This window comes from Amycolatopsis sp. 2-15, assembly GCF_030285625.1.
In the GTDB taxonomy this organism is placed as follows: Bacteria; Actinomycetota; Actinomycetes; order Mycobacteriales; family Pseudonocardiaceae; genus Amycolatopsis; species Amycolatopsis carbonis.
Genome location: NZ_CP127294.1, coordinates 7,519,468 through 7,540,405, shown reverse-complemented (window position 1 = coordinate 7,540,405; position 20,938 = coordinate 7,519,468). Strand labels below are relative to the sequence as shown.

Here is a 20,938-nt window from a genome sequence, read left to right as displayed (position 1 = left end):
CTTGACGCCGCGAGAATCAGGTCATGAACGTTCCGGAAAGTCTCAGGACGTCCGCAATCTCGACCTGCCTGGCCGGTCACACGCTGTTCACTGGTGCGTAATCGGCATCATCGAATGCGTTCACGACCGCCACCCAGGCTGGGCTCGGTGAGCAGCAGGACGGCCTGGGCGGCCACCCCATCCCTGCCGTCGAGCCGGCCGCAGCCCATTGTGCTGGTCGTCGGCTCGCCCTACGGCATCGACGACTGGCTCGGCGGACCGGCCGGCCGCTACGACTTCGTGTTCGTCAACAACGAGGGCGCCGGCGCGGAGATCTATCTGGAGGACCCCGCGACCGAGCGGGTCTACGTCGAGGTCGAGCACTTCGGCCGCGGCGTCAGCCGCACGGTCACGGCATCGGTGCCGCCCGGGACCTACCGCTGGGTCTGCATCACCGACTACACGATCAAGTACAGCCTGCCGGTCGTCGTCACAGGTGACCCGTTGCCCCACGACGTGTACGGGATCATCCCCGTGACGGGGCTCGACCTGCGGATCCCGATCAACAACTACGTCGGCTGGCTCACCGGACAGCTGCCCGCGCTCACCCGGCAGGTCAGCCGGCTGCGCAGCGACCTGCAAGCCGGCGACGTGGTGGCCGCCAAAGACGACTGGCTGGTCGCGCACCTCACCTACGAGACGTTGGGCGGGGCCTACCGGGTCTACGACGAGACCGGTGACGACATCAACGCCGACCCGCCGCGCGGCGTCGCCCCCGCCCGCCTCGCGGACGCGGACTTCACCGGCTTCCGCAAGATCGAGGCGATGTTGTGGCGCGACCGGCCGGTGGCGACGATCGTGCCGCACGTCGATGCGCTGCTCGAGGCGATCGGGCGGCTCGCCGACGAGCTGGCGCTGCCGAACGCGATCACGCCGATCGACATGGGCCGGCGGGCTCACGAGATCCTCGAGGATGCCCTGCAATGGGACCTGAACGGGATCGGCGATGCCGGCAGCCAGACCGAGCTGGCGACCGTGGACGCGAACCTCACCGGGGTCTGGCAGGCGCTGGACCCGCTGCGGCCGATACTGCGCAAGCAGAACCCGTATCTGGACCAGACCGACCAGCAGCTGCGGCTCACCCAGCAGCTGGTCCGCAGCCACCACCACGCCGACGGCTGGGCCGGATTGGCGTCACTGACCGTTCGGCAGCGGGCCGCGGTCAACGCGGCAGTCCAGCACAGCGTCGAATTGCTCTCCCACACCGCGGTCGTCGTCGACCCGCGCAACGCCACCCGCGACCGAGGCCCGATCACCCATGACTGACCACGACATCGCCGTTCCCTTCGAAGGTGTTCACCAGGCCGGCATTCTCGAGCCCGCGCAGCGCGCGGCGGTCGTCGTCGCGTTCCTCGTGACCGCGGCCGACCGGCCGGCGCTGCGGCGGATGTTCCAGACGCTGACGGCGACGATCCGCTACCTGGTCGACGGGGGCGACGCACCGACCGGGCGCGGCAGCGACGACGGGCTCGTGTCGACGCCGTACGAGAACGGCGTGCTCGGCCCGGGCACGGTGCCGGACGGTCTCACCGTCACGGTCAGTGTCGGTGCGAGCCTGTTCGACGACCGGTTCGATCTTGCGGGTGTCAAACCGGCCCGGCTACGCGCGATGGACGAGTTCCCGAACGACGCGCTCGACCCCGAGCACTGCGACGGCGATCTGCTGTTGCAGATCTGCGCCGATCACCGTGACACCGTGCTGCACGCGCTGCGCATCCTGATGCGCGCGACTCGGGCCGACCTTCAGGTGCTGTGGCAGATGGAGGGCTTCACCAGCCCGCCGCGGCCGAGCGGGACGCCCCGCAACCTGTTCGGCTTCAAGGACGGCACAGCCAACAAGGAGATCCTCGACCGTGCCGAGCTCATCGATCAGCTGGTGTGGACCAAGAGCGGCGGCGACGAACCAGACTGGGTGACCGGCGGTTCCTACCACGTGGTCCGCCTGATCCGGATGTTCGTGGAGTTCTGGGACCGGATCTCGATCAACGAGCAGCAGCGGATCTTCGGCCGTGACCGCGACACCGGCGCGCCGCTGTCCGGCCGGCGCGAACGAGTCGCCGGCCCGGAGGAGTTCCAGATCCCCAGCTACCACAGGGACGCGCACGGCAACACGGTGCCGTTGACAGCGCACATCCGGCTCGCCAACCCGCACGACGGCACGGCCGACGATCGACGGATGCTGCGCCGAGGCTTCAATTACAGCGCCGGCATCGAGCGCAACGGCCAGCTCGACATGGGGATGATCTTCATCTGCTTCAACGCCGACCTCGACCGCCAGTTCGTCGCCGTCCAGACGCTGCTCATCGACGAACCATTGGTCGACTACGTCTCGCCCTTCGGGGGCGGCTACTTCTTCGCCCTGCCCGGCGTACGGGATGCCGACGACTGGCTGGGTCGCGCCATGCTCGACTGAACGGCCGCCGGTCGCGCGTCCCAAGGCACGTCAGCCATGAAGCTGAACGGGACCCTAGTTTCTGCTCGGCATCGAGTTGCCGCGCCGGACCCCGTTGAGCAAGAAGTAACGGCCGTCTTCGGAAAGCCGGTTCCCAGCTCGACGACAGCGGAAGCCGCCAGCGAAACTACTCGTGCGTCAACACGGAGGAGCCCATCGAGGGACGGGGCGGCAAAGGCCACCGCGAGTCGATGGCAACACGAACCTGCGGCAAGCGGCCAGCAGCACATCAAGCGACCGCGCGCCGCACGAGGATTCGTGGCGTTCGCGTCCGCTGACGCCCAGGCCGCCGGCCAGTTCCAAGGTCCTCTTTGGACCTCGGCTCCACACGGCCCTCCGCACTGGTGCCAACGATGTCGACGCGCAGCCGCAAGCCAGGGTTGTTCAGCGTCGCCCGGCGGACGCCCATCTCATGCTCGCAGTCTTCGTCGCACTGGCTCAAGTACCAGCCGGCCAGGAACTGGAAGTAGCGAGCAGCCGCCCACCAACGGCACGCCGTCACATCTCACCGGGCTTTCGACGTCCACTCCGAATTCACCCAGGACTGCCGTGACGGCGTCGACGAATTCGGCTCCCAGGGATTCGGCAGCCAAGGAGAAACCGTCCCGCAGGAGCGCAGCCGGCCGCTTGCCCGCAGGCGTGGCGCGGAGGCAGTTGGCGAGTGCGTCGAGATTCGACCGGAAGTAGCGTGGCCCCGGGTCCGTTGATCCCTTCGCCCAGACCACAGTGGAAGCCGGCCGAGGTCGGCACTCGCACAGCACTTGGCTGACCGGGGACGGGGCACTGGAGGTTGCCCGAGACTGGCGCGTCTCGGGCAGACGAAGGGCATCGCCTGCGTCTACGACCACGTGACCCCGGTTATGGTGAACCAGATCCTCGATGTGCCGGCGGATCGGGGGCATCCCCCGTACCTGGGGGAGCGGGCGAAGGCCGGTGTCATGGTTCCCGCACCTTCGGTCCCGGCGGGTAGGGGCAGGGCTTCTGACCTGCGGTTTCAGCTGGTGCGCGGTACTGGGTTGAACCAGTGGCCTCTTCCGTGTCAGGGACGTGTGACACGCCATTCGGCCGGGCAAAATGCGCGCTATCGCAGGTCGTGGGCCCGGGTTGCTCCCCGGAGGGGCGGGTTCGGCCCGGTCGTCGCGGGTTGCCGTCGCCGGGAAATCGCCACGCCATCCGTTGCGTTGGGTGGCGAGCGCAGCAGCTGAATGCCGACCAGGCGCAGGCTCCGAGGTGAGCGCCTGACTTCAGCTGCGACAGCTACAGCGGATTGCTCGGTCGGCTCGTGTGCTGCGTTGTGGCAGATGCGCATGAAGCCGTGTAGCAGAACGACCGGCTCGTTCGACATGAATCCTCACTCTCGACGCGGAGGTAACGCGGACATTCCGCCCGACGGTGCCGAATCCGCGACCTTCGGGGTCACCGTCATCCGACTGTCGCCGCCTGCGCCCGCGGCTCCTGTTCAAGGCCCACTGTCCACTCACGACCCCTGCTGAATCCTGCTGGAGGTGCCGCCCGGACCGCCCTCCACCACTCCCGATCGCCGCAGGCGGGTTGCCACGCAGTTCGAACGGACCGCGCAGCTGCGGCGCGGCGGTGGGTCGGCGTTCCGCCTTGCCCGGTTTAAGTCAACTGACTGTGCGGATGACCGCGGCTCCGGTCGACCGCGGCCGGCCGCGAAGACCGGCGGATGCGGAACGGGCACGGCACGGGAGCGGGTCGGGCACGCGCCGCCACGCGCGGCCGAGCTGCGCAAACACCGAACCTGTCGAACGACTGTCCGAAACGACGCGACGGCGCCGAATCCCTGTGGCCATCCGACAGAAGCGGGCAGGCAGAGCCGCACGGGATCCTGGGAGCCCGCCGCGGGACGCGTGCTCGACCCGCACCGAGGCGGCTTTCGGGGAGCGCCGGTCAGGCCTGCTCCGGTGAACAGAGCGTCCTATTCCAAGGGAAGGTCCGCATGAATGATTTCTCCGCCGACGAGGCCGACACGATTGTGCTCGTTCACGGCCTCTGGGTGAATCCGCGTAGCTGGGAGGGGTGGAAACACCATTACGAGGCTCGGGGGTACCGGGTGCTCACCCCGGCCTGGCCGGGGCTCGACCGCGAGGTGGAGGAGCTTCGGCGGGACCCCGCGGGGATCGCGGGAGTCGGCCTTCGCGAGGTGGTCGACCACTACCAGAACATCATCCGCGCGCTGGATCGACCGCCGATCATCATGGGCCACTCGTTCGGCGGCACCGTCGTCCAGATCCTGCTCGACCGCGGGCTGGGCAGCGTCGGCGTCGCCATCGACTCGGCAGCCGTCAAGGGCGTCCTTCCGCTGCCGCTGTCGACCCTCAAGTCGACCTGGCCGGTCCTGGGAAACCCGGCCAACAAGAACAAAGCGGTCTTGCTGACGCCGGAGCAGTTCCACTACGCCGTCACCAACACACTCACCGAGAGCCAGTCCGCTGCCCGCTACGAGCGGTATGCCGTCCCTGGCTCGGCCCGTGTGCTCTTCCAGGGGGCGTTCGCCAACTTCAACCCCCGCGCCGCGACCCGGGTCGATTTCCGCAAGCGCCAGGTCCCGCTCCTGTTCATCGCGGGGGAGGCCGACCACATCGTGCCGCCCAAGGTCAACAAGGCCAACTGGCGGCTCTCCAGCAAGTCCGCGGCCGTCACCGAGTACCAGGAATTCCCGGGGCGCTCGCACTTCATCATCGGCCAGGACGGCTGGCAGGAAGTCGCCGAATACGCGCTGAACTGGGCCGAGGAGCACGCCCCCGCCCGGGTATGACGTCGACGCCTGCGCCCGCCCCGGCACAACGCCCGCTCCGGGCGTGGGCGGCCGCCTCCGAACCCACCACCACGAACCCCCGCAGGCTGAGATGTCTGCGGACTGCAATGACAACCGTTTCAAACAAGGAGAAACCGTGCGTAAACGTCGCGTTTTCCGCTCCGCCGTCCTCGGCGCGACCGGCATCGCCCTCGTCGCCGGCGTGACCACGCTGGCATCGGCCACGCCGGCCCCCCAGGCTGCGCCTGTCGCGCTCGCGCACCCGGCCAAGGCTCCGAAACCGACGATCGTCCTCGTCAACGGAGCCTGGTCGAGCTCGGACAGCTGGCAAGAAGTGATCAAGCCCCTGCAGGCGGCCGGCTACCCGGTAGTCGCCCCGCCGACGGCCCTGCGCAGCCTCTCCGGCGATTCCGCCTTGCTGGCTTCCTACCTCCAGACCATCCAGGGCCCGATCGTCCTGGTCGGGCAGTCCTACGGCGGATCCGTCATCACCAGTGCCGCCACGGGCAACCCCAACGTCAAGGCTCTGGTCTACATCTCGGCCTTCGCGCCGGACACGGGCGAAAACGCCTCGGCCCTGACCGCGCGATTCCCGGGCACTCACATCACCAACGATCCCAACGCGCCCGTTCCCACTGCCCTCACCCCCGTCCCCGTCCCCTACCTCACACCCGACGAAAAGCCCGAGATCGTGCTGTACGCCAAGGCGGCCCAGTACCGGGACCTGTTCTTGAGCAACCGCGTCTCCGTGGCCACCGCCGCGGAACTCGCCGCCACGCAGAACCCCGTCGCCTCGACGGCCCTGGGCGAGAACACCTCCGGCGAGCCGGCCTGGGAGAAGATCCCCTCGTGGTACCTCGTCTCCGACGACGACCACCTGATCCCACCGGCCGCCGAGCGCTTCATGGCCACCCGCGCCCACTCCCACATCGTCGAGGCCAACACTCCCCACGCAGCACAAGTGACCAACCCGGGGATCGTCGTCGACCTCATCGAACGGGCCGTCGCAGGCACCCGGTGACGTGAACCGGACGACACCGCCGGCCGGCCCGGCGGTGTCGTCCGGTACCGGCCGAGTTATTCCGGCGTTCGTTCGGAGGAATCAGAACCGGCCCCGCCGCGCCACGTCCGTGGCGAACTGCCGTAGGCACGGGAAAAGGCCCGGCTGAAGGCGGCTTCGGAGGTGTAGCCCACGCGGGCCGCGATCCGGCCGACCGGGTCGGCCGTGCCGCGCAGCAGGTGCGCCGCTTGGCCCAGCCGGCATCGCAACACGTACGAGCCGGGCGTTTCCCCGACCGACTCGGCGAAGCGCGTCGCGAACGCCGAACGCGACAGCGACGTGAGCCGCGCCAGCTCGTCGACGGGCCAGTCACGACCGGGGTCTCGGTGGATCGCGGTGAGGACCGGTGCGAGCACCGGGTCCAGCGCTGCCGTCAGCCAGCCGGCGTGACGCACATCGCCGGATGAGGCCCACGACCGCAGCGACCAGACGAAGAGCAAATCGAGCGCTCGGGACACCATCACGCGGGCGCCGGGTGCCGGGTGCGTCACCTCGGACATGAGCAGCTCCTTGATCGGCGGGAGCCACGCCGCGGATCCCGGGCCGCCGCGGATCACGATCGCCGGCGGCAGAACACCGAGCAGCGGCGCGGCGACAACCGTCTCGACGAGGAACTCCCCGGTCACCCAGCTCGCGTCCGGCGTCGCTCGGACGAGGTGGGCATCACCCCGCACGAGCAGCACCAGGTCCCCTGTGCCCAGTTCCACGGAGTTTTCGCCCGCGACCTCGACGCTGAGCCCGCCCTCCTCGACGATGTGCAACACCCTGGCCCCGGCTGGGTGCCGCTCACGCGGGCTCGACCGGCGTCGCACATCGCCGCCCTGCAGGTGAATCGCCTGCAGCACGTCCGAGAGCGCATCGTGCTCGCCGTAAGCCGGCGGCCGTGGAGAATCGGCAAAGTCTTCCGGATCTTGAGCCATGTTTTCGTTCGAACCTCCTTCTAGGCTGCGACGCTGAATGCGCGAGTGGTTCCGCACGAGCGGCCCAGCGCTCCCGACCGAGGAGCCAGGATCATATGACATCGGATCATTTCACGAGATCCAATCCAACCGTGGACGATCCGGCTGCGGACAATACGGTCGCGCAGTGTCGCCGAAGGGCGATCGCCGCGAGGTGTTGCCGCCGCCCGACGCCACATCGGCGAGCGGCGACCTGACCTGGCCGGCCCACGCCAACTTTCACGCGATGCTGTGGAGCATTGTCCGAAATTATCGAACACCCGAACGCGGAACCACTGCTTGAGCGCCCCGTCTGCACAACGGCTGACGTCAGCACCCCGCGCGGTAGGAGTGAAGGATCGCCTACGTTGACAGCCAGAATTGCACACCGGCGAATCGCTTGTGGACAGTCCGGCCCGCGAGGCCGGGCGCCGGGCCGGGAATTCTCGACGGGCCGCGCAGGCGGGGGAGCGTGATCCGGTGCGCGACAACGGCCTTTTCGAACACGGTGGTGTCGATTCCCTGGTGGGACGCGGCGTGGCGCTCGAGAGGATCCGCGGCTTCCTCGCCGCGACAGATCGCGGTGGGGCGCTCCTGTTGTCGGGCGCGGCGGGGGTGGGCAAGACCGTTCTGCTCGATGCCGTGGCCGAAACCGCGGTCGCGAGTGGCTCACGGGTCCTGCGTGCCGCCGGCGTCGAGTTCGAGGCCGACGTGAGCTATTCCGGACTGAACCAGGTCCTCTTCCCCCTTTATGAGGCGTTCGGGGAACTCGACCCGCCACACGCCGATGCGCTGCAAGTCGCCCTGGGCTTCGGGAGCGGATCACCGCCGGAACGGCTCGTCGTGTCGAACGCGACTCTCATGCTCCTGCGTCACGTGGCCAAGGCCGGCCCGCTGCTCCTGATCGTCGACGACCTGCCGTGGCTTGATCGGGCCAGCGCCGCTGTACTGGGCTTCGTCGCCCGCAGGCTCAGCGGCACCCGCGTCACCTTCCTCGGCGCCATGCGCTCGGGAAGTGAGACCTTCTTCAACCGCGGTGGCCTGCCCGAGTACGAGGTGCCGCCGTTGGACGGAGAGTCATCAGAGCTCCTGCTCAACACCCGATTCCCGACGCTGGCCGCTCGGGTGCGTCAGCGACTGCTGTCGGTGGCGGAGGGGAACCCGCTGGCTCTGCTCGAGCTGCCCACGGCGCTGAGCGGCGAGCAGCGCGCGGCCCTGGAGAGCCTTCCCCCAGTACTCCCGCTCAGCCAACGGCTCCAGGCGCTGTTCGTCTCTCGGGCGTCTGCCCTCTCCCTCGCCGCACGGCGGCTGTTACTGCTCGCGACGCTGGAGGGAACCGGTAATCTCGCGCTCCTGCAGGCGTCCGCACGGCAGGCCGGCTACGAATCCGACCTCGACGACCTCGCCTCGGCCGAGCAGGATCGGCTGGTGGCTTTCGACGAAGGTACGCGCCGGCTCGTTTTCCGGCACCCCTTGATCCGCTCGGCGGTCGTGGACGCTTGCACGAGTGCCGAGCGCCGAGCGGCTCATCGAGCGTTGGCCGAGGTGCTGGTGAGCCACCCCGAGCGGCGGGCCTGGCACCTCGGCGAAGCTTCCGTCGAGCCGGATGAGCAGGTGGCCGGCCTGCTGGAACAAGCGGCGCGTCGCATCGCGGCCCGCGGAGACGCCGTCGGTGCGGTGGCAGCGCTGGTAAGGGCTGCCGATCTGAGCCCCCGCGGCTCGGATCGCGCTCGCCGGCTCGCCGAGGCCGCCTACATCGGCGCCGACGCGACCGGGCAGCTCCGCAACGCCTCGGAACTGCTCGAAGGCGCCCGTTTGGCCGACCCGGAGCTGATGGGCTCCCTCCACTTCGCGGCCGCCGCTGTCTTCTTGATCATCAACGGCGACGGGGACATCGACACCGCCCACCGACTGCTGGCCGGCGCCGTCGAGTCCGGCATGCACCGCTACGACGCCCAGGACGGCGCCCTCATCGACGCGCTCCACCTGCTGCTGCTCCTCTGCTTCTTCAGTGGCCGCGCGGAGCTGTGGGATCCTTTGTACGCAACGCTTCGACGCCTGCGACCGGAGCCGCCCGCCCTGCTGTCGGTGGCCGCCAAGACCTTCTCCGACCCGGTTCGTTCCGGTGCCGGGGCTCTGGAGCAGCTGGAATCCGTGCTCAGCGACCTGCAGAAGGAAACCGACCCCGGCCGCATCGTTCGCGCGGGCACCGGCGCGCTCTACGTCGATCGCCTGGCAGATGTCCGCGAGCCGTCGTGGCGAGTCGTTCTCCAAGGGCGCGACGGCGGTCCGCCACGCCGGCACGTCGGCGCGTTGATGCACCTGTGCCTGGACGACTATCTCACCGGCAGGTGGGACGAATGCCTGGAACTGGCAGACGAAGGAACCCAGGTGTGCCAGGACTCCGGGTATCACTTCTTCACTTGGTACTTCTGGTATTGCCAAGCCGTCGTCGCCGCGGCCCGAGGCGACGACGAAGCGGCCGACCGCCTGACCGACCAGATCGTTCGCTGGGCCACACCCCGGGGAGTGGGGGCAGCACTGCACTACGCCCGGCACGTCCGCACCGTCGCCGAATCCGGCCGTGGTGACTTCGAAAGCGCCTATCGGAACGCGACGGCCCTGGGCCCAGCGGGTACGTTCGCCTCCCACGTGCCGCATGCGTTGTGGGTGGCGTTGGACGTCGTCGAAGCCGCGGTACGGACCGACCGGCACAGCGCCGCCGCCGCTCACGTGCGGGCCATGCGGGAGGCCGACATCGGTGCGCTGTCCCCGCGGCTCAGCCTGCTTGCCGCCGGTTCGGCGGCGTTGTGCGCCACCGAGGACGACGAGGCGGTGCGCCTGTTCGAGGAGGCGCTGGCGAGGCCGGGCGTCGAAAGGTGGCCGTTCGATCTGGCCCGTGTGCAACTGGCGTATGGGGAACGGCTGCGACGCGCCCGGGCGAACGCCGACTCGCGAGAGCCGCTGCGTCTGGCGTACGACGCCTTCTCGCTGCTCGGCGCCGGGCCCTGGGCGGACCGTGCCGCCAAGGAGCTCCGGGCCACCGGATGGGGCGCATCGAGAACCACGGCGAGCGGAGAAGTGCTCACGCCCCAGGAGCGGGAGATAGCGGATCTCGCGGCTTCCGGCTTGAGCAACAAACAGATCGCCGAGCGCTTGTACCTCTCGCACCGGACCATCGGTGCACACCTGTACCAGATCTTTCCGAAGCTCGGGATCACCTCCAGGGCGGCACTTCGCGACGCGCTCGCGGCGCTGGAGAAATGACACCGCCACAGTGACGAACGACGAGTCGGTGAACCTCTCGTCAACCCGGCCAGGTTGACCGCCCTACCGCACGGCGCCCTGGCCGGACGCGGCGCTGGGTCGGCCGGGAGCGATCCTCAGTGGACGGGTGCCCTTGGGGCTGCCGACGACGGCCGCGATGGCCTGGGCCGCGAGGGTGACCTCCGCGCCCGTGAGCGCGTGCTCGGCCAGCTTCGAGTCCACCCGGTGGACCAGGCCGGGGTATCGGCCTTCATAGGCTTGAACCGTCTCGGCGTCGTCCGGATGGACGGTGCGAACGCGCGGGCCGGTCTCGGGGACCAGGAAGCCGGGGACGACGATCGTGGTCTCGACCCCGAACTCGATGAGCTCCTGGGCGTAGCTCGCTGCGAGATGGTCGATCATCGTGACCGCTTCGGAGTGCAGCGCAAGGTAGGGAGCGCCCTCGGCTTCGTGGTTCGCCGGCACCACCCACACCAGCAGGCCTTCCTGCCGTTGGCGCATCTGCGGCAGCACGGAACGGTTGACACGCTGAGTGGACAACACATGCGCGTCGTAGATCTGCGCCAGCTGGTAAGGGGTGAAGGATTCGAGCGGTCCCCGGGGCACCGGGCCGACGGCGTGGACCACTGCGTCGATTCTTCCGGCTTCCGCCAATATGTCGCCGACCGCGGTCGAGACCGAGCGCTGGTCGGCCACGTCCAGCGAAATGGGGCGCAGGCGCGCGCCGCGGCCGCTCGGCTCGGCGAGGCGGCCGACCGGGTGGACGACTGCCGGGCTGATCCCGGCGTATGCGGTGTGGCCTGAACCGGCCAGCGCGTTGGCGGTGGCAGCTCCGAGGTCACTGGAGGCCCCGGTAACAAGGACGATCTGTGACATGGTGCTCCTCGTTGCTCTTCGGCAGATCATGGAAGCGGAGCGGTGACCGAGAACGGTCGGCACAGGCCGGCTCGCCATCACCGGCTCACTCCCGGCTGTCCCATCAGTGTCGGCATGACGGAATCCGTTCGCATAAGTCGAATGACTGCCAGCGAGACTGCGGCTCATTGATCCGGCCCCGAGCACGTGAAAGCTCAGGCCGTGCCGATCGCACGGTAACGGGCAAGGGGATTTCCGTCGATCGCCGACCCCGGGTGGGACCTCAATCGGTTCAGTGTGCGCGTAGCTCATCACGAAACCTGATTTCGTCAGCTCGTCCTGACTGCGCCGACCTGCGCACACAGCGGTCGCACGGAGGAATGACTGCCTGGCGCGGAGTGCCGCGCTGCCCGGCGGTGGTCTTCCGACGGAAGCGGCTCCCCGCCGATCCAGGCGAGGCTGTCGAACAGCGCCAGGAGGCGAATTCCCCTCAACGAGCGCGGTGCCACCGCGCAAGAAAGGCAAGACATGGCAGCGAGTTTTGTGCAAGCACCGGCCGAGACGGTGGACGTCGGCGGAACACCGTTCGCGTACCGCGAGTTGGGTCCGGCCGCCGGCGGGCCGCTGGTGTTGCTGAACCACATCACCGCGGTGCTGGACGACTGGGACCCCGTCGTGGTCGACGGCTTCGCGGCTGAGCGACGCGTCATCGTGGTGGACCTCCGGGGCGTCGGCGGCTCCGGCGGCACCACCCCCGACAGCATCGAGGCGATGGCCGCCGACACGGTGACCTTCCTGGAGGCTCTCGGGCTGGACACCGCCGATCTGCTGGGCTTTTCCCTGGGTGGCATGGTGGCCCAGGCGGTCGCCCAGCAGCGACCCGATCTGGTCCGGCGAATCGTCCTGGCCGGCACCTCGCCCGCCGGTGACGAAGGGCCTGCCGGCTGGGGCGCCGGGCTGCAAAGCGCTTTCGGGAAGTCGGCCACTGAAGGCAAGCACCCCAAGCACTTTCTCTTCTTCTCGCCGACGCTCCGCAGCCAGGAAGCCGCGGATGCCTTTCTCGCTCGCCTGGACGAGCGAACCGAGGACCGCGACACGCTCGTGACGGACGAGACGATCGGTGCCCAGTTGGCCGCGGCCACGAAATGGGAGCAGGGCACCTCACCTGCCGGTCTGGCCGACGTGGACAAGCCTGTCCTGGTCGTCAACGGCGACAACGACATTCTGGTGCCGACGATCAGCTCGTTCCACCTCGCGCGGCTGCTGCCCAACGCCACGTTGAGCATCTACCCGGACGCGGGCCACGGCGGGATCTTCCAGTACCACGACCTGTTCGTACAGCAGGTACTGGACTTCCTCCGCGACTGACCGGCCGCCACGGTGCCGTCGGCGATCGGCACCGTGGGGCCGCTCTCACCGGTTCCCCCGACCCCCGTCGAGCAACAGCCATGACCATCGAAGGACAGCAACGCCATGCCCGCCAAGGATTCCCCTTCCATCCAGACTTTCGCACACGAGGTGCTCCGCCTGACCATCCCCGTCACGACAACCTTTTCGGAATTCCGAGACGATTACGAACGCGCGGTACCGGTGCTCGACGCTGCTCGAATCGAGCAGTTCAAGAGGGAACGGGCCGGCTGGGACGTCGTCCGCGAGGCTGCTGAGGAAAACGCCCCGCACAGCTTCATTCGGTACTGGGGAACCGATGTCGGCTCTCTGATGGAATTGGCCGCCGAATCGCGTCCGTGCGCGGAATACCTGATGGGCAATCACGTCTACGCTCAGCGCATGTTCCGGCACGACCCCTCAGTGATGCTCTATGCGCCATTGCGCACCGCGATCTACGTGGATCACGACGACCGCACCCGGTTCACAATCGATCAGCCCAGCACGCGATTCGACAGCTTTCACGATCCTCGCATCGGGCAGGTCGGGCGAGAACTCGACGCCAAGCTGGCCGCCCTCCTCGAGCACCTCGGCCTACCGGTTCCGGGCGAATTGATCACTGACGCATTCCACAACTGACGATCAGGAAAGCCGTTGTGGCGGTTGGTGCGTCCCCGGCCGGCGCCGCCGAGTGGCGACGCCGACGGTCGGTGGAGGCCAGGCCGGACCGCCGGAACAACAGCGGTTACCCGACGGCCGACTCCTGCGCACCGCCCACAGCGACACCGGCGTCCACCGCCTCCGTATCTGGCCGCGGCGATGCTCAAGGTGGCGAATCAGATCGTTCAGTACGGCTGGGACACCGGTGAGTTGGCGCCCAAGTCGTCCTCGGGACGCACCTCACCACCCAGGACAAGGCTCGGGCCAGGCTCGATGCCGCGTGGTTCGATATAGCAGCTTGTTGTTCACTCAACCTATAGCAGCCCGCTGCCCCCGGGGGGACGTGACCGCTCGAGTCCAGGAGTTGGCCCGTCGGGCCGGGTTTCCGCCGGTCCGGCTGCACGATCTGCGCCACACCGCCGCGAGCGTGGCGCTACCCGAAGCTGCATTCGCCGCGGCTGAAGCCACCGCCGAGATCATCCCGCGGACGGCAACGCGACAGCTCGGGCGCAGCTCGGGCCCGCCACCGACCACTGTGGACGGTGAGCAAGCGAGGCCTGGGCGAGATCGAGTCGATCGAGCCGACGCCCGACGAGTTTCGGCATCGAGTTCTTGCAGCCCGATGTGCACGAAAGGCGTGCCGTAGAGCCCGCCGGTGCCGTCAGCGCGTGCAGACGAAGCTGGACGCGCTGTCCGGATCACCGGCCTGATACTTGGGCCATTGTGGATAGGCACACAGTGGACGGGTGCGGTTGCCGTGGTTCGCGTCGGCGACGACCGGGTTCGCGGGAGACTGGCCGCTTCGGACCCATTGGTCGAGCGCGGACAGTGAGTCCCACGACGCGGCGAAGGCGGGTGTGCCCGAGTTCGCGTGGTTCGACCCCGGCACGACGTAATAGCGCATGAACGCGTCGGTCGGACGAGGGCCGAGCAGAGTGCGCACGCGGGAGTAGTAGTCGCTGGTGGAGTAGGGGGAAACCAGTTCGTCCGCGGCGCCGTGGAGCAGGATCAGTTTGCCGCCGGCGCGGGCGAACGGGCGGAGGTCGGCATTGTTGCGGTCTTCGATCGTCGACAGGTGGCTGATCCGCCCGAGCCACTTGCCGGGGTTGCCGGGATCCAGGTCGAGCGGGTTGTAGCCGGGGTCCCGGGTCAGGAAGTGCTTGACCCACTGAGCCCAGTACTGCATCCCGTAGCCGCTGGTCACCGGCATGGGATTCGCGGGCGCGGCGGTGCCGAACCCGAGGAACGGCGTCCTCATGTCCGCACCCGACAGGAACGGGAAACCGGGGTACTGGGTCTCGCCGCTGGCGACCGGATACGGCCACCGGAACGGTGAGGACATGGCGGTCACGGCGTCGATCTGGGCGTCGGACAGGCACGCCGGCCCGGTGTCGGCGCCACCGGGGCACCGGAGCGAGTGCGGGTCGAAGTGGCAGCCGCTCGGGTTGGAGATGACGTTGTCCGCGACCCCGTCCAGGTCGTCGCAGGCGTGGACGACGCTGGTGTAGAGCAGCGACTGCTTGGCGGGCTCGGGGAAAGCTCCCGGACGGGACAGGATCTGCGCCAGATACCCGAGGTCCAGGATCTCACTGAGGTTGTTCCACGCCGGGTACGCGGAGATCACGCCGTCGAACGCGGTCGGCCACCGCTGGGCGACGATGAGGGCCTCACGGCCTCCGGTCGAACCGCCGGCGAAGTAGACCTCGGCCGGCGCGGCCCGGTAGGCGTGCCGGATGAGGAACAGGCTGGCGTCGCGAGTCTTCTTGAGCGCGTCGCCGGCCGCGAAGTTGGTCAGGGCTTCGTCGTTGACGCCGAACGTCCCGTCCAGTGACGGAGTGGCGGCCGGGTCCTGCTGGTGGCCGGAGTCGCTCGCGAACGTCGCGTAGTGGCGGGCCAGCGGCACCGGCTGGTCGACCGGGCCGAACGGCACGTTCGCCGTCAGGTCGGGAACGATGCCGTCGAAGCCGCCGCCACCGAACATGAGCGCCTTCCGGTTCCAGCCGCGGGGCAGATCGACGCTCATCTTGATGTCGGGCGCGGCTGGGTTGACGGGGAAGAGGTCGGCGTCGACGTGGCAGTACTCGACGGTCTGTCCACTCAGGACGCTCGTGGTCTCCGAAGCGGACTCGACGCGTCCGCCGGTCGTCGGCAGGCTCATGACCGACGCGGGAATCCGGAGACCGGCCAGCCCGGCGCAGTCCGGTGTCATCGAGGAAGGCTCCGCGGCGGCGGGCCTGGAGCCGAGGCCCGTGGTACCCAGCACCAGAGCCATCGCCAACGCGATCGCGCCCTTCACCCTTGTTGCACTCACGCCGTTCCCTCCTCAGCGGTAGAGGTGCGCGCCCGGAAGGGCGTGCGGATCGTTGCGGACTTCGGCGGGGTTGGTCTCGGGCAGGAACCAGGCGCTGACGAAGGTGATCAGCCCCATCAGCAAGATGTAGACGGCGACCAGGACGGTGCTCCCGGTCCCGGCGATGAGCGCGGGCATGAGGAACGGTGTGCCACCGCTGACGATGACTGCGGAGAGCTGATAGGCCAGCGACGCACCGGAGTACCGGACGGCTGGCGCGAACAGCTCGGCGAGGAAGCTGGCGATCGGGCCGTAGGTGAGACACTGGAAGATGAAACCCACCACGACGGCGACGAAGATCGCGGCCAGCGACGCGGTGCCCACGAGCCAGAAGTACGGGAAGGCCCAGACGGCGACACCGAGGCCGCCGATCAGGATCAGCGGCCGGCGACCCACCCGGTCGGAGAGGTGCCCGGACCATGGGATGACCACGAGCATCGCCACGGAGCCGGCCAGCACGACGGCGAGCAGGGGGTCACGCTTGACGCCCAGTGCGTCGGTCGCGTAGCTGAGCAGCCCGGAGATGCTGACATAGAACAGGCTGTTGGTGGCTGAGAGGAGCCCGCAGCCGAGCAGGATGGTGCCCCACTTGCTCCGCACGACCTGGGCCAGCGGAGCCCGCACCACCGTGTTGCCGGACTGGGCCGCCTTCTCCTGCAGAGCGCGGAACTCCGGGGTGTCCTCCACTTTGGACTGGATGTAGATGACGACCGAGAACATGACGACGCTGACCAGGAACGGGATGCGCCAGCCCCAGCTGAGGAAGGCGTCGTCGGGCATGAAGCCACTGGCAGCCACGAAGATCAGGTTCGAAATGATCACGGCGACGGGAACGCTGGTCTGCCCGAAGGTTCCGGCGAAACCACGCCGCTTGGGGCCTGCGGATTCGGTCAGCAGCAGCACGACGCCGCCCCATTGTCCGCCGGTCGCGAGTCCTTGGACGAAGCGCAGGACGACCAGCAGCGTCGGAGCCAGTGCACCGACGGAGCCGGCGCTCGGCAGGCACCCGATCAGGAAGGTCGCGGCCCCCATCACGGCCAGGCACGTGACCACGACCGGCTTGCGCCCGTATTTGTCGCCGAGGTGCCCGGCGATCACCCCGCCGATCGGACGCGCCAGGAAGCCGGCCCAGAAAGTGCTGAACGCGAGCAGAGTTCCGGTCAGAGCCGAGGCGTTCGGGAAGAACACGTGGGGAAACACGAGCGCCGCGGCCGTGCCGTACAAGAAGAAGTCGTACCACTCGATCGAACTGCCGACGAGCCCCGCGGCCAGCAGTTTGCGAAAGGCCCGGCGTCCGGCCGGGGAAAGGTCGGAGCCGACGTCACCGGACTGTCCGGTGGGATGGGCGATCGGATTGGTCATGGATCCTGCCTTGGTCGAGGACATCGGCACGTGATGGCGGTCATATTAAGGAGCCACTACTCTGCGGATGAGGTGTGCATCACCCACACCTCACGCCGATTCGGTGGGGCTTTCGCCCACCAGTGCAAGGAGGACGGCATCGTGGCCGGTGGTAGGGCTGAGCACGCTGAGTCGATGTCGCTGCTGCGCCGCCAACGTGAACTGGCGTCGTTGTACGCGACGGCCAAGTCGCTGACCGCGCTGGGCGAACTCGACGAGGTCCTGCAGTCGATCGTTCACCACGCCCACGATCTGATGGGCACCGACTTCACCTACCTGTCGCTGGTCGGCGACGACGGCAAGCTCTCGGCCCGGGCCTCGGAGGGGACGATCTCCGCCGCTTTTCTCGCGGCGTGCATCCCGGCCGATGTGGGGCTCGGCGGGAAAGTGCTGGCTTCGCGGAGGCCGTATTGGGTGCGCAACTACGCCTCCGCAACGGTGATCGACCACGACGTGAGCTTCGACCGTCTGGTCGGCACCGAGAAACTCGTCGCGCTGCTGGGAGTGCCGCTGGTCATCCGAGGCGAGGCCGTCGGCGCCCTGTTCGCCGCCGACCGGACCGAGCGGTCCTTCGAAGCCGACGAGATCGCGTTGCTGATCGCGTTCGCCGATCACGCCGCGGTGGCCCTGGACAATGCCCGGCTCTACGAGGCGAGCCGGACGGCCCTGCAGGACTTGCAGGTGGCGTACCGGAAGATCGAGGACCACATGGCGGTCATGGAGCGGGCGCAAGCGACCCACGAAGTGCTGACCGGTGCGGTGCTGGAGGGCGGGACGCCCGGCGATGTCGCGCAGCTCCTGGCTGACCAGCTCGGGGGCAGCGTCACCCTCCTGGACCGGACCGGCGCGGTCGTCGTGCACCGGGATTCAGGCGTGGAGCCGAGCCCACCCCCGGCGGAGGCGGACTTGACCGAGGCCGTCCGGACCGCACATCGTTCGGGGCGCTGCACGATGTCGGTCGACAAGGCGGGCGTCGCCCGCAGTGTGGCGGCGATCCGGGCCGGCGACAGCCATCTCGGCGCCTTGGCGTGGAGCCGGAAAGCCGGCGACGTGGTCGATCTCGACCTGCGGACCCTGGAGCGAGCCACGCACGTCATGGGACTGCTTATCCTGAAGGAGCGCGCGGTCGCCGACGCGAGTGAGCGGTTGAGCGGGGAGCTGCTGACCGAGCTCATGGTGGGCAGCCCCGGGATCGGCGCGGCCCAGCGCGTCCGGGCCCGTGCCCGCGGCATCGATCCCGACCGCCTGGTTCTCGTCCTCGTCGCGGAGTCCGCGACGTCGTCCTCGACCGAACTCTCGCGCCACCTGCACGACATCGCGCGAGACCATTGTGGACTGGCCGGCGAACACCTCGGCCGGGCCACGATGATCCTCCCCAGCGCCGACGACGAGCAGACCGTCGAGGAGGTCCAGCGACGGCTGCGCCGCGCCGCGGGTGGGCCGGTCGTGGTCGTCGCCGAACGCGTGACCAACCACGACTGGTCACGCGCTTTCTCACTCGCCGGCCGCTGCGGTGCGGTCATGCGCGCGCTCGGGCACACCGATGGGGGTGCGACCGCGGGCCGGTACGCCCTCTACGCGATGGTCTTCGACCCCGAACGGGTCCGGGAACTCGACCGGTTCATCGCCGGCTCGATCGGCCCGCTGCTCGACTACGACCAGCGCCGTGGCAGCGATCTCGTCGGCACGCTCACCGCCTACTTCGTCCATCGCGCCAATGTCGCGGCAACCGCCCGGGCGTTGCACGTGCACGTCAACACGCTGCTGAAACGGCTCGACCGCGCCGGCACCGTGCTCGGCCAGGACTGGCGGGACAACGACGACCTGGAACTGCAGCTCGGACTGCGGCTGCACGGGCTGCGCGCGATCGCGATCGCCTCGTCGTGACGGACTGGTTCAGGCCGGGCGCAGCGATTCCCGCAGCGCGGTCTTGGACAGCTTGTCCGTGCCCGTCTTGGGCAGCGTGGTCATGAAGACGAACTCGTCGGGCAACCACCACTTGGCGACCCTCGGCGTGAGGTGCCGGGTGAGGTCCGCGGCGGTGGCGGCGCTGCCCTCGCGCACGACGACGTAGGCGACGGGGCGCTCCATCCAGCGCGGGTCCGGGCGGGCGATCACGGCGACCTCGACGACGTCGGGGTGCGCGGAGAGCGCGGCCTCGAGCTCGACCGAGGAAATCCACTCGCCACCGGACTTGATGAGGTCCTTCATCCGGTCCACGAGCCGCAGGTACCCGTGCGCGTCGATAGTGGCCAGGTCGCCCGTGCGCAGCCAGCCGTCACCGGTGAAGCTCTCGCCGTCGTCCGTCCGGAAGTAGCCGCCGGCCACCCACGGGCCGGCGACCTGCAGCTCGCCGACAGCGCTGCCGTCGCACGGCAGTTCCTGTCCGGTCTCGACATCGGTGATCCGCACGTTCACCAGTGGCAGCGGCTGCCCCTGCGCGGCGCGCACGGCCACCTGGTCCGCTTCGGTCGCGTCCCGGTGCTGGGTGCGGGTGCCGCCGATGGCTCCCACCGGACTGATCTCGGTCATCCCCCAGGAGTGCGTGACGGGCACCCCGAGCGCGGCGCGGCAGGCCTCGGACAACGCCGGGGGCACCGCCGACCCGCCGCCGAGCAGAAACCGCGTGGCACTCAGATCGTGCCGGCGCAACTCGGGAAGCAGGCTCGTCCACACCGTCGGAACGGCGCCGGCCACGGTGACCCGCTCGCTTTCCATCAACCCCAGCAGGTGTGCCGGCTCCGCGGACGCACCGGGCAGCACCAGGGACGCGCCCGCCATCATCGCGCCGTACGGCAGACCCCACGCATTGGCGTGGAACATGGGCACGATCGGCATCACGACGTCGCTCTCGCACAGGCCGATGAGCCCGGCGGCCAGTGTTCCCAAGCAGTGCAGGATCGTCGAGCGGTGGCTGTAGAGCACACCCTTGGGTGGTCCCGTGGTGCCGGAGGTGTAGCACAGTCCGGAGGCCAGGTTCTCGTCCGCGAGCGCGAAGGTCTCCTCGAACGAGCCCGCGAACGGCTCGGCACCGGCGATCAGCTCGTCGTAGTCCAGGATCCGAGGGTCCGCCGGGATCGGGTCGTCGGTGCCGTCGGCCAGCACCACCCAGTACCGCACCCGCGGCAGCTTCCCGGCGCTGGGCCAGATCCTCGCCAGCAGCCCACGATCGACGAACACCACGTCGTCCTCGGCGTGGCCGGCGATGTACTCCAGGTGCTCCGCCGAGAGGCGGATGTTGATGGAGTGCAGCACCCGCTTGGTCGCCGGTACCGCCAGGTAGAGCTCCAGGTGGCGGCGGCTGTTGCTCGCGAACGTGGCGACGCGGGCACCGGCCGGGACGCCGAGTGAGTCCAGCGCGGTGGCCAGCCGCCGGGCGTGGCCTGTCACTTCTGCGTAGGTGAGCCGCTCGCCACCGGCCGTCGTCACATGCTTGTGCGCATACAGCCGCTCGGCGCGCTCCAGGATGTGCGCGATGGTCAGCGGCCGAGGCTGCATCAGCCCTTCCACGGTGCCGGTCGCCTCGGCGGGAGGGGAGACGGGGGACTGCTCAGGCATCGGTTTTCTCTTTCGGCCGGCGGGTTCGCCCCAGGAGACGGGCGGCATCCGCTCACCGCCGCAAGAGACTTTAAGTGCGGCCCAGCGCGGACCCGAGGGAGGAACCATCCACTCGCCCGTCGGTTTCGGCGGAGACTCCCCACACTCCGCTCGGTCCCGGCCCTGGCCGGCCGACGGCTGTGATCGGTGTTGC

General features: G+C 68.9%; 14 protein-coding genes. 8 read left to right on the top strand and 6 right to left on the bottom strand.

The features are described from left to right. The first annotated feature begins 147 nt into the window (after window positions 1-147). Window positions 148-1,305, top strand: a complete 1,158-nt coding sequence (locus tag QRX50_RS37390) for an EfeM/EfeO family lipoprotein (RefSeq protein ID WP_285967786.1) — start codon at window positions 148-150, stop codon at window positions 1,303-1,305. Continuing rightward, complete coding sequence (locus QRX50_RS37385; protein ID WP_285967785.1) at window positions 1,298-2,452, top strand: Dyp-type peroxidase; 1,155 nt, start codon at window positions 1,298-1,300, stop codon at window positions 2,450-2,452. The genes QRX50_RS37390 and QRX50_RS37385 overlap by 8 nt, the downstream gene beginning before the upstream one ends. A gap of 268 nt (window positions 2,453-2,720) precedes the next feature. Here QRX50_RS37385 and QRX50_RS50100 read toward each other — a convergent pair whose 3' ends face one another. Next, window positions 2,721-2,900: a hypothetical protein gene (locus QRX50_RS50100; RefSeq protein ID WP_353074190.1), complete on the bottom strand. Its 180-nt coding sequence runs from the start codon at window positions 2,898-2,900 to the stop codon at window positions 2,721-2,723. A gap of 1,551 nt (window positions 2,901-4,451) precedes the next feature. Between QRX50_RS50100 and QRX50_RS37380 the strand changes: the two genes are divergently transcribed. Continuing rightward, window positions 4,452-5,270 carry an alpha/beta hydrolase gene (locus tag QRX50_RS37380; RefSeq protein WP_285967784.1) on the top strand — a complete coding sequence of 273 codons (819 nt, stop codon included), beginning with the start codon at window positions 4,452-4,454 and terminating at the stop codon, window positions 5,268-5,270. A 136-nt stretch (window positions 5,271-5,406) separates the two neighbouring features. Beyond that, window positions 5,407-6,291: an alpha/beta fold hydrolase gene (locus tag QRX50_RS37375; protein ID WP_285967783.1), complete on the top strand. Its 885-nt coding sequence runs from the start codon at window positions 5,407-5,409 to the stop codon at window positions 6,289-6,291. Window positions 6,292-6,347: 56 nt separating this feature from the next. On the opposite strand, the gene QRX50_RS37370 is transcribed toward QRX50_RS37375, so the two are convergent. Next, on the bottom strand, window positions 6,348-7,175 hold the full coding sequence (locus QRX50_RS37370; protein ID WP_285967782.1) for an AraC family transcriptional regulator: 828 nt from the start codon (window positions 7,173-7,175) through the stop codon (window positions 6,348-6,350). Between the two features lie 573 nt (window positions 7,176-7,748). Here QRX50_RS37370 and QRX50_RS37365 point away from each other — a divergent pair. Beyond that, window positions 7,749-10,535, top strand: coding sequence for an AAA family ATPase (locus QRX50_RS37365; protein ID WP_285967781.1), 2,787 nt, complete (start codon window positions 7,749-7,751; stop codon window positions 10,533-10,535). A gap of 63 nt (window positions 10,536-10,598) precedes the next feature. On the opposite strand, the gene QRX50_RS37360 is transcribed toward QRX50_RS37365, so the two are convergent. Then, window positions 10,599-11,411, bottom strand: coding sequence for an SDR family NAD(P)-dependent oxidoreductase (locus QRX50_RS37360; RefSeq protein WP_285967780.1), 813 nt, complete (start codon window positions 11,409-11,411; stop codon window positions 10,599-10,601). Between the two features lie 507 nt (window positions 11,412-11,918). On the opposite strand from QRX50_RS37360, the gene QRX50_RS37355 reads away from it, so the two are divergent. Next, window positions 11,919-12,758, top strand: coding sequence for an alpha/beta fold hydrolase (locus tag QRX50_RS37355; protein ID WP_285967779.1), 840 nt, complete (start codon window positions 11,919-11,921; stop codon window positions 12,756-12,758). A 105-nt stretch (window positions 12,759-12,863) separates the two neighbouring features. After that, entirely contained in the window at window positions 12,864-13,415 is a 552-nt protein-coding gene (locus QRX50_RS37350) for a DUF302 domain-containing protein (protein ID WP_285967778.1), read from the top strand. 682 nt (window positions 13,416-14,097) lie between these two features. Here QRX50_RS37350 and QRX50_RS37345 read toward each other — a convergent pair. Next, window positions 14,098-15,708, bottom strand: a complete 1,611-nt coding sequence (locus tag QRX50_RS37345) for a tannase/feruloyl esterase family alpha/beta hydrolase (protein ID WP_434533378.1) — start codon at window positions 15,706-15,708, stop codon at window positions 14,098-14,100. A 51-nt stretch (window positions 15,709-15,759) separates the two neighbouring features. Continuing rightward, window positions 15,760-17,148, bottom strand: coding sequence for an MFS transporter (locus QRX50_RS37340; RefSeq protein WP_285967776.1), 1,389 nt, complete (start codon window positions 17,146-17,148; stop codon window positions 15,760-15,762). Here QRX50_RS37340 and QRX50_RS37335 point away from each other — a divergent pair. After that, complete coding sequence (locus QRX50_RS37335; protein ID WP_285967775.1) at window positions 17,128-19,074, top strand: helix-turn-helix domain-containing protein; 1,947 nt, start codon at window positions 17,128-17,130, stop codon at window positions 19,072-19,074. The two genes, QRX50_RS37340 and QRX50_RS37335, sit on opposite strands and share 21 nt — an antisense overlap. Before the next feature lie 9 nt (window positions 19,075-19,083). Here the strand turns inward: QRX50_RS37335 and QRX50_RS37330 are convergent, their stop codons facing one another. Continuing rightward, complete coding sequence (locus QRX50_RS37330) at window positions 19,084-20,745, bottom strand: long-chain fatty acid--CoA ligase (protein WP_285967774.1); 1,662 nt, start codon at window positions 20,743-20,745, stop codon at window positions 19,084-19,086. Between the last annotated feature and the right edge of the window lie 193 nt (window positions 20,746-20,938).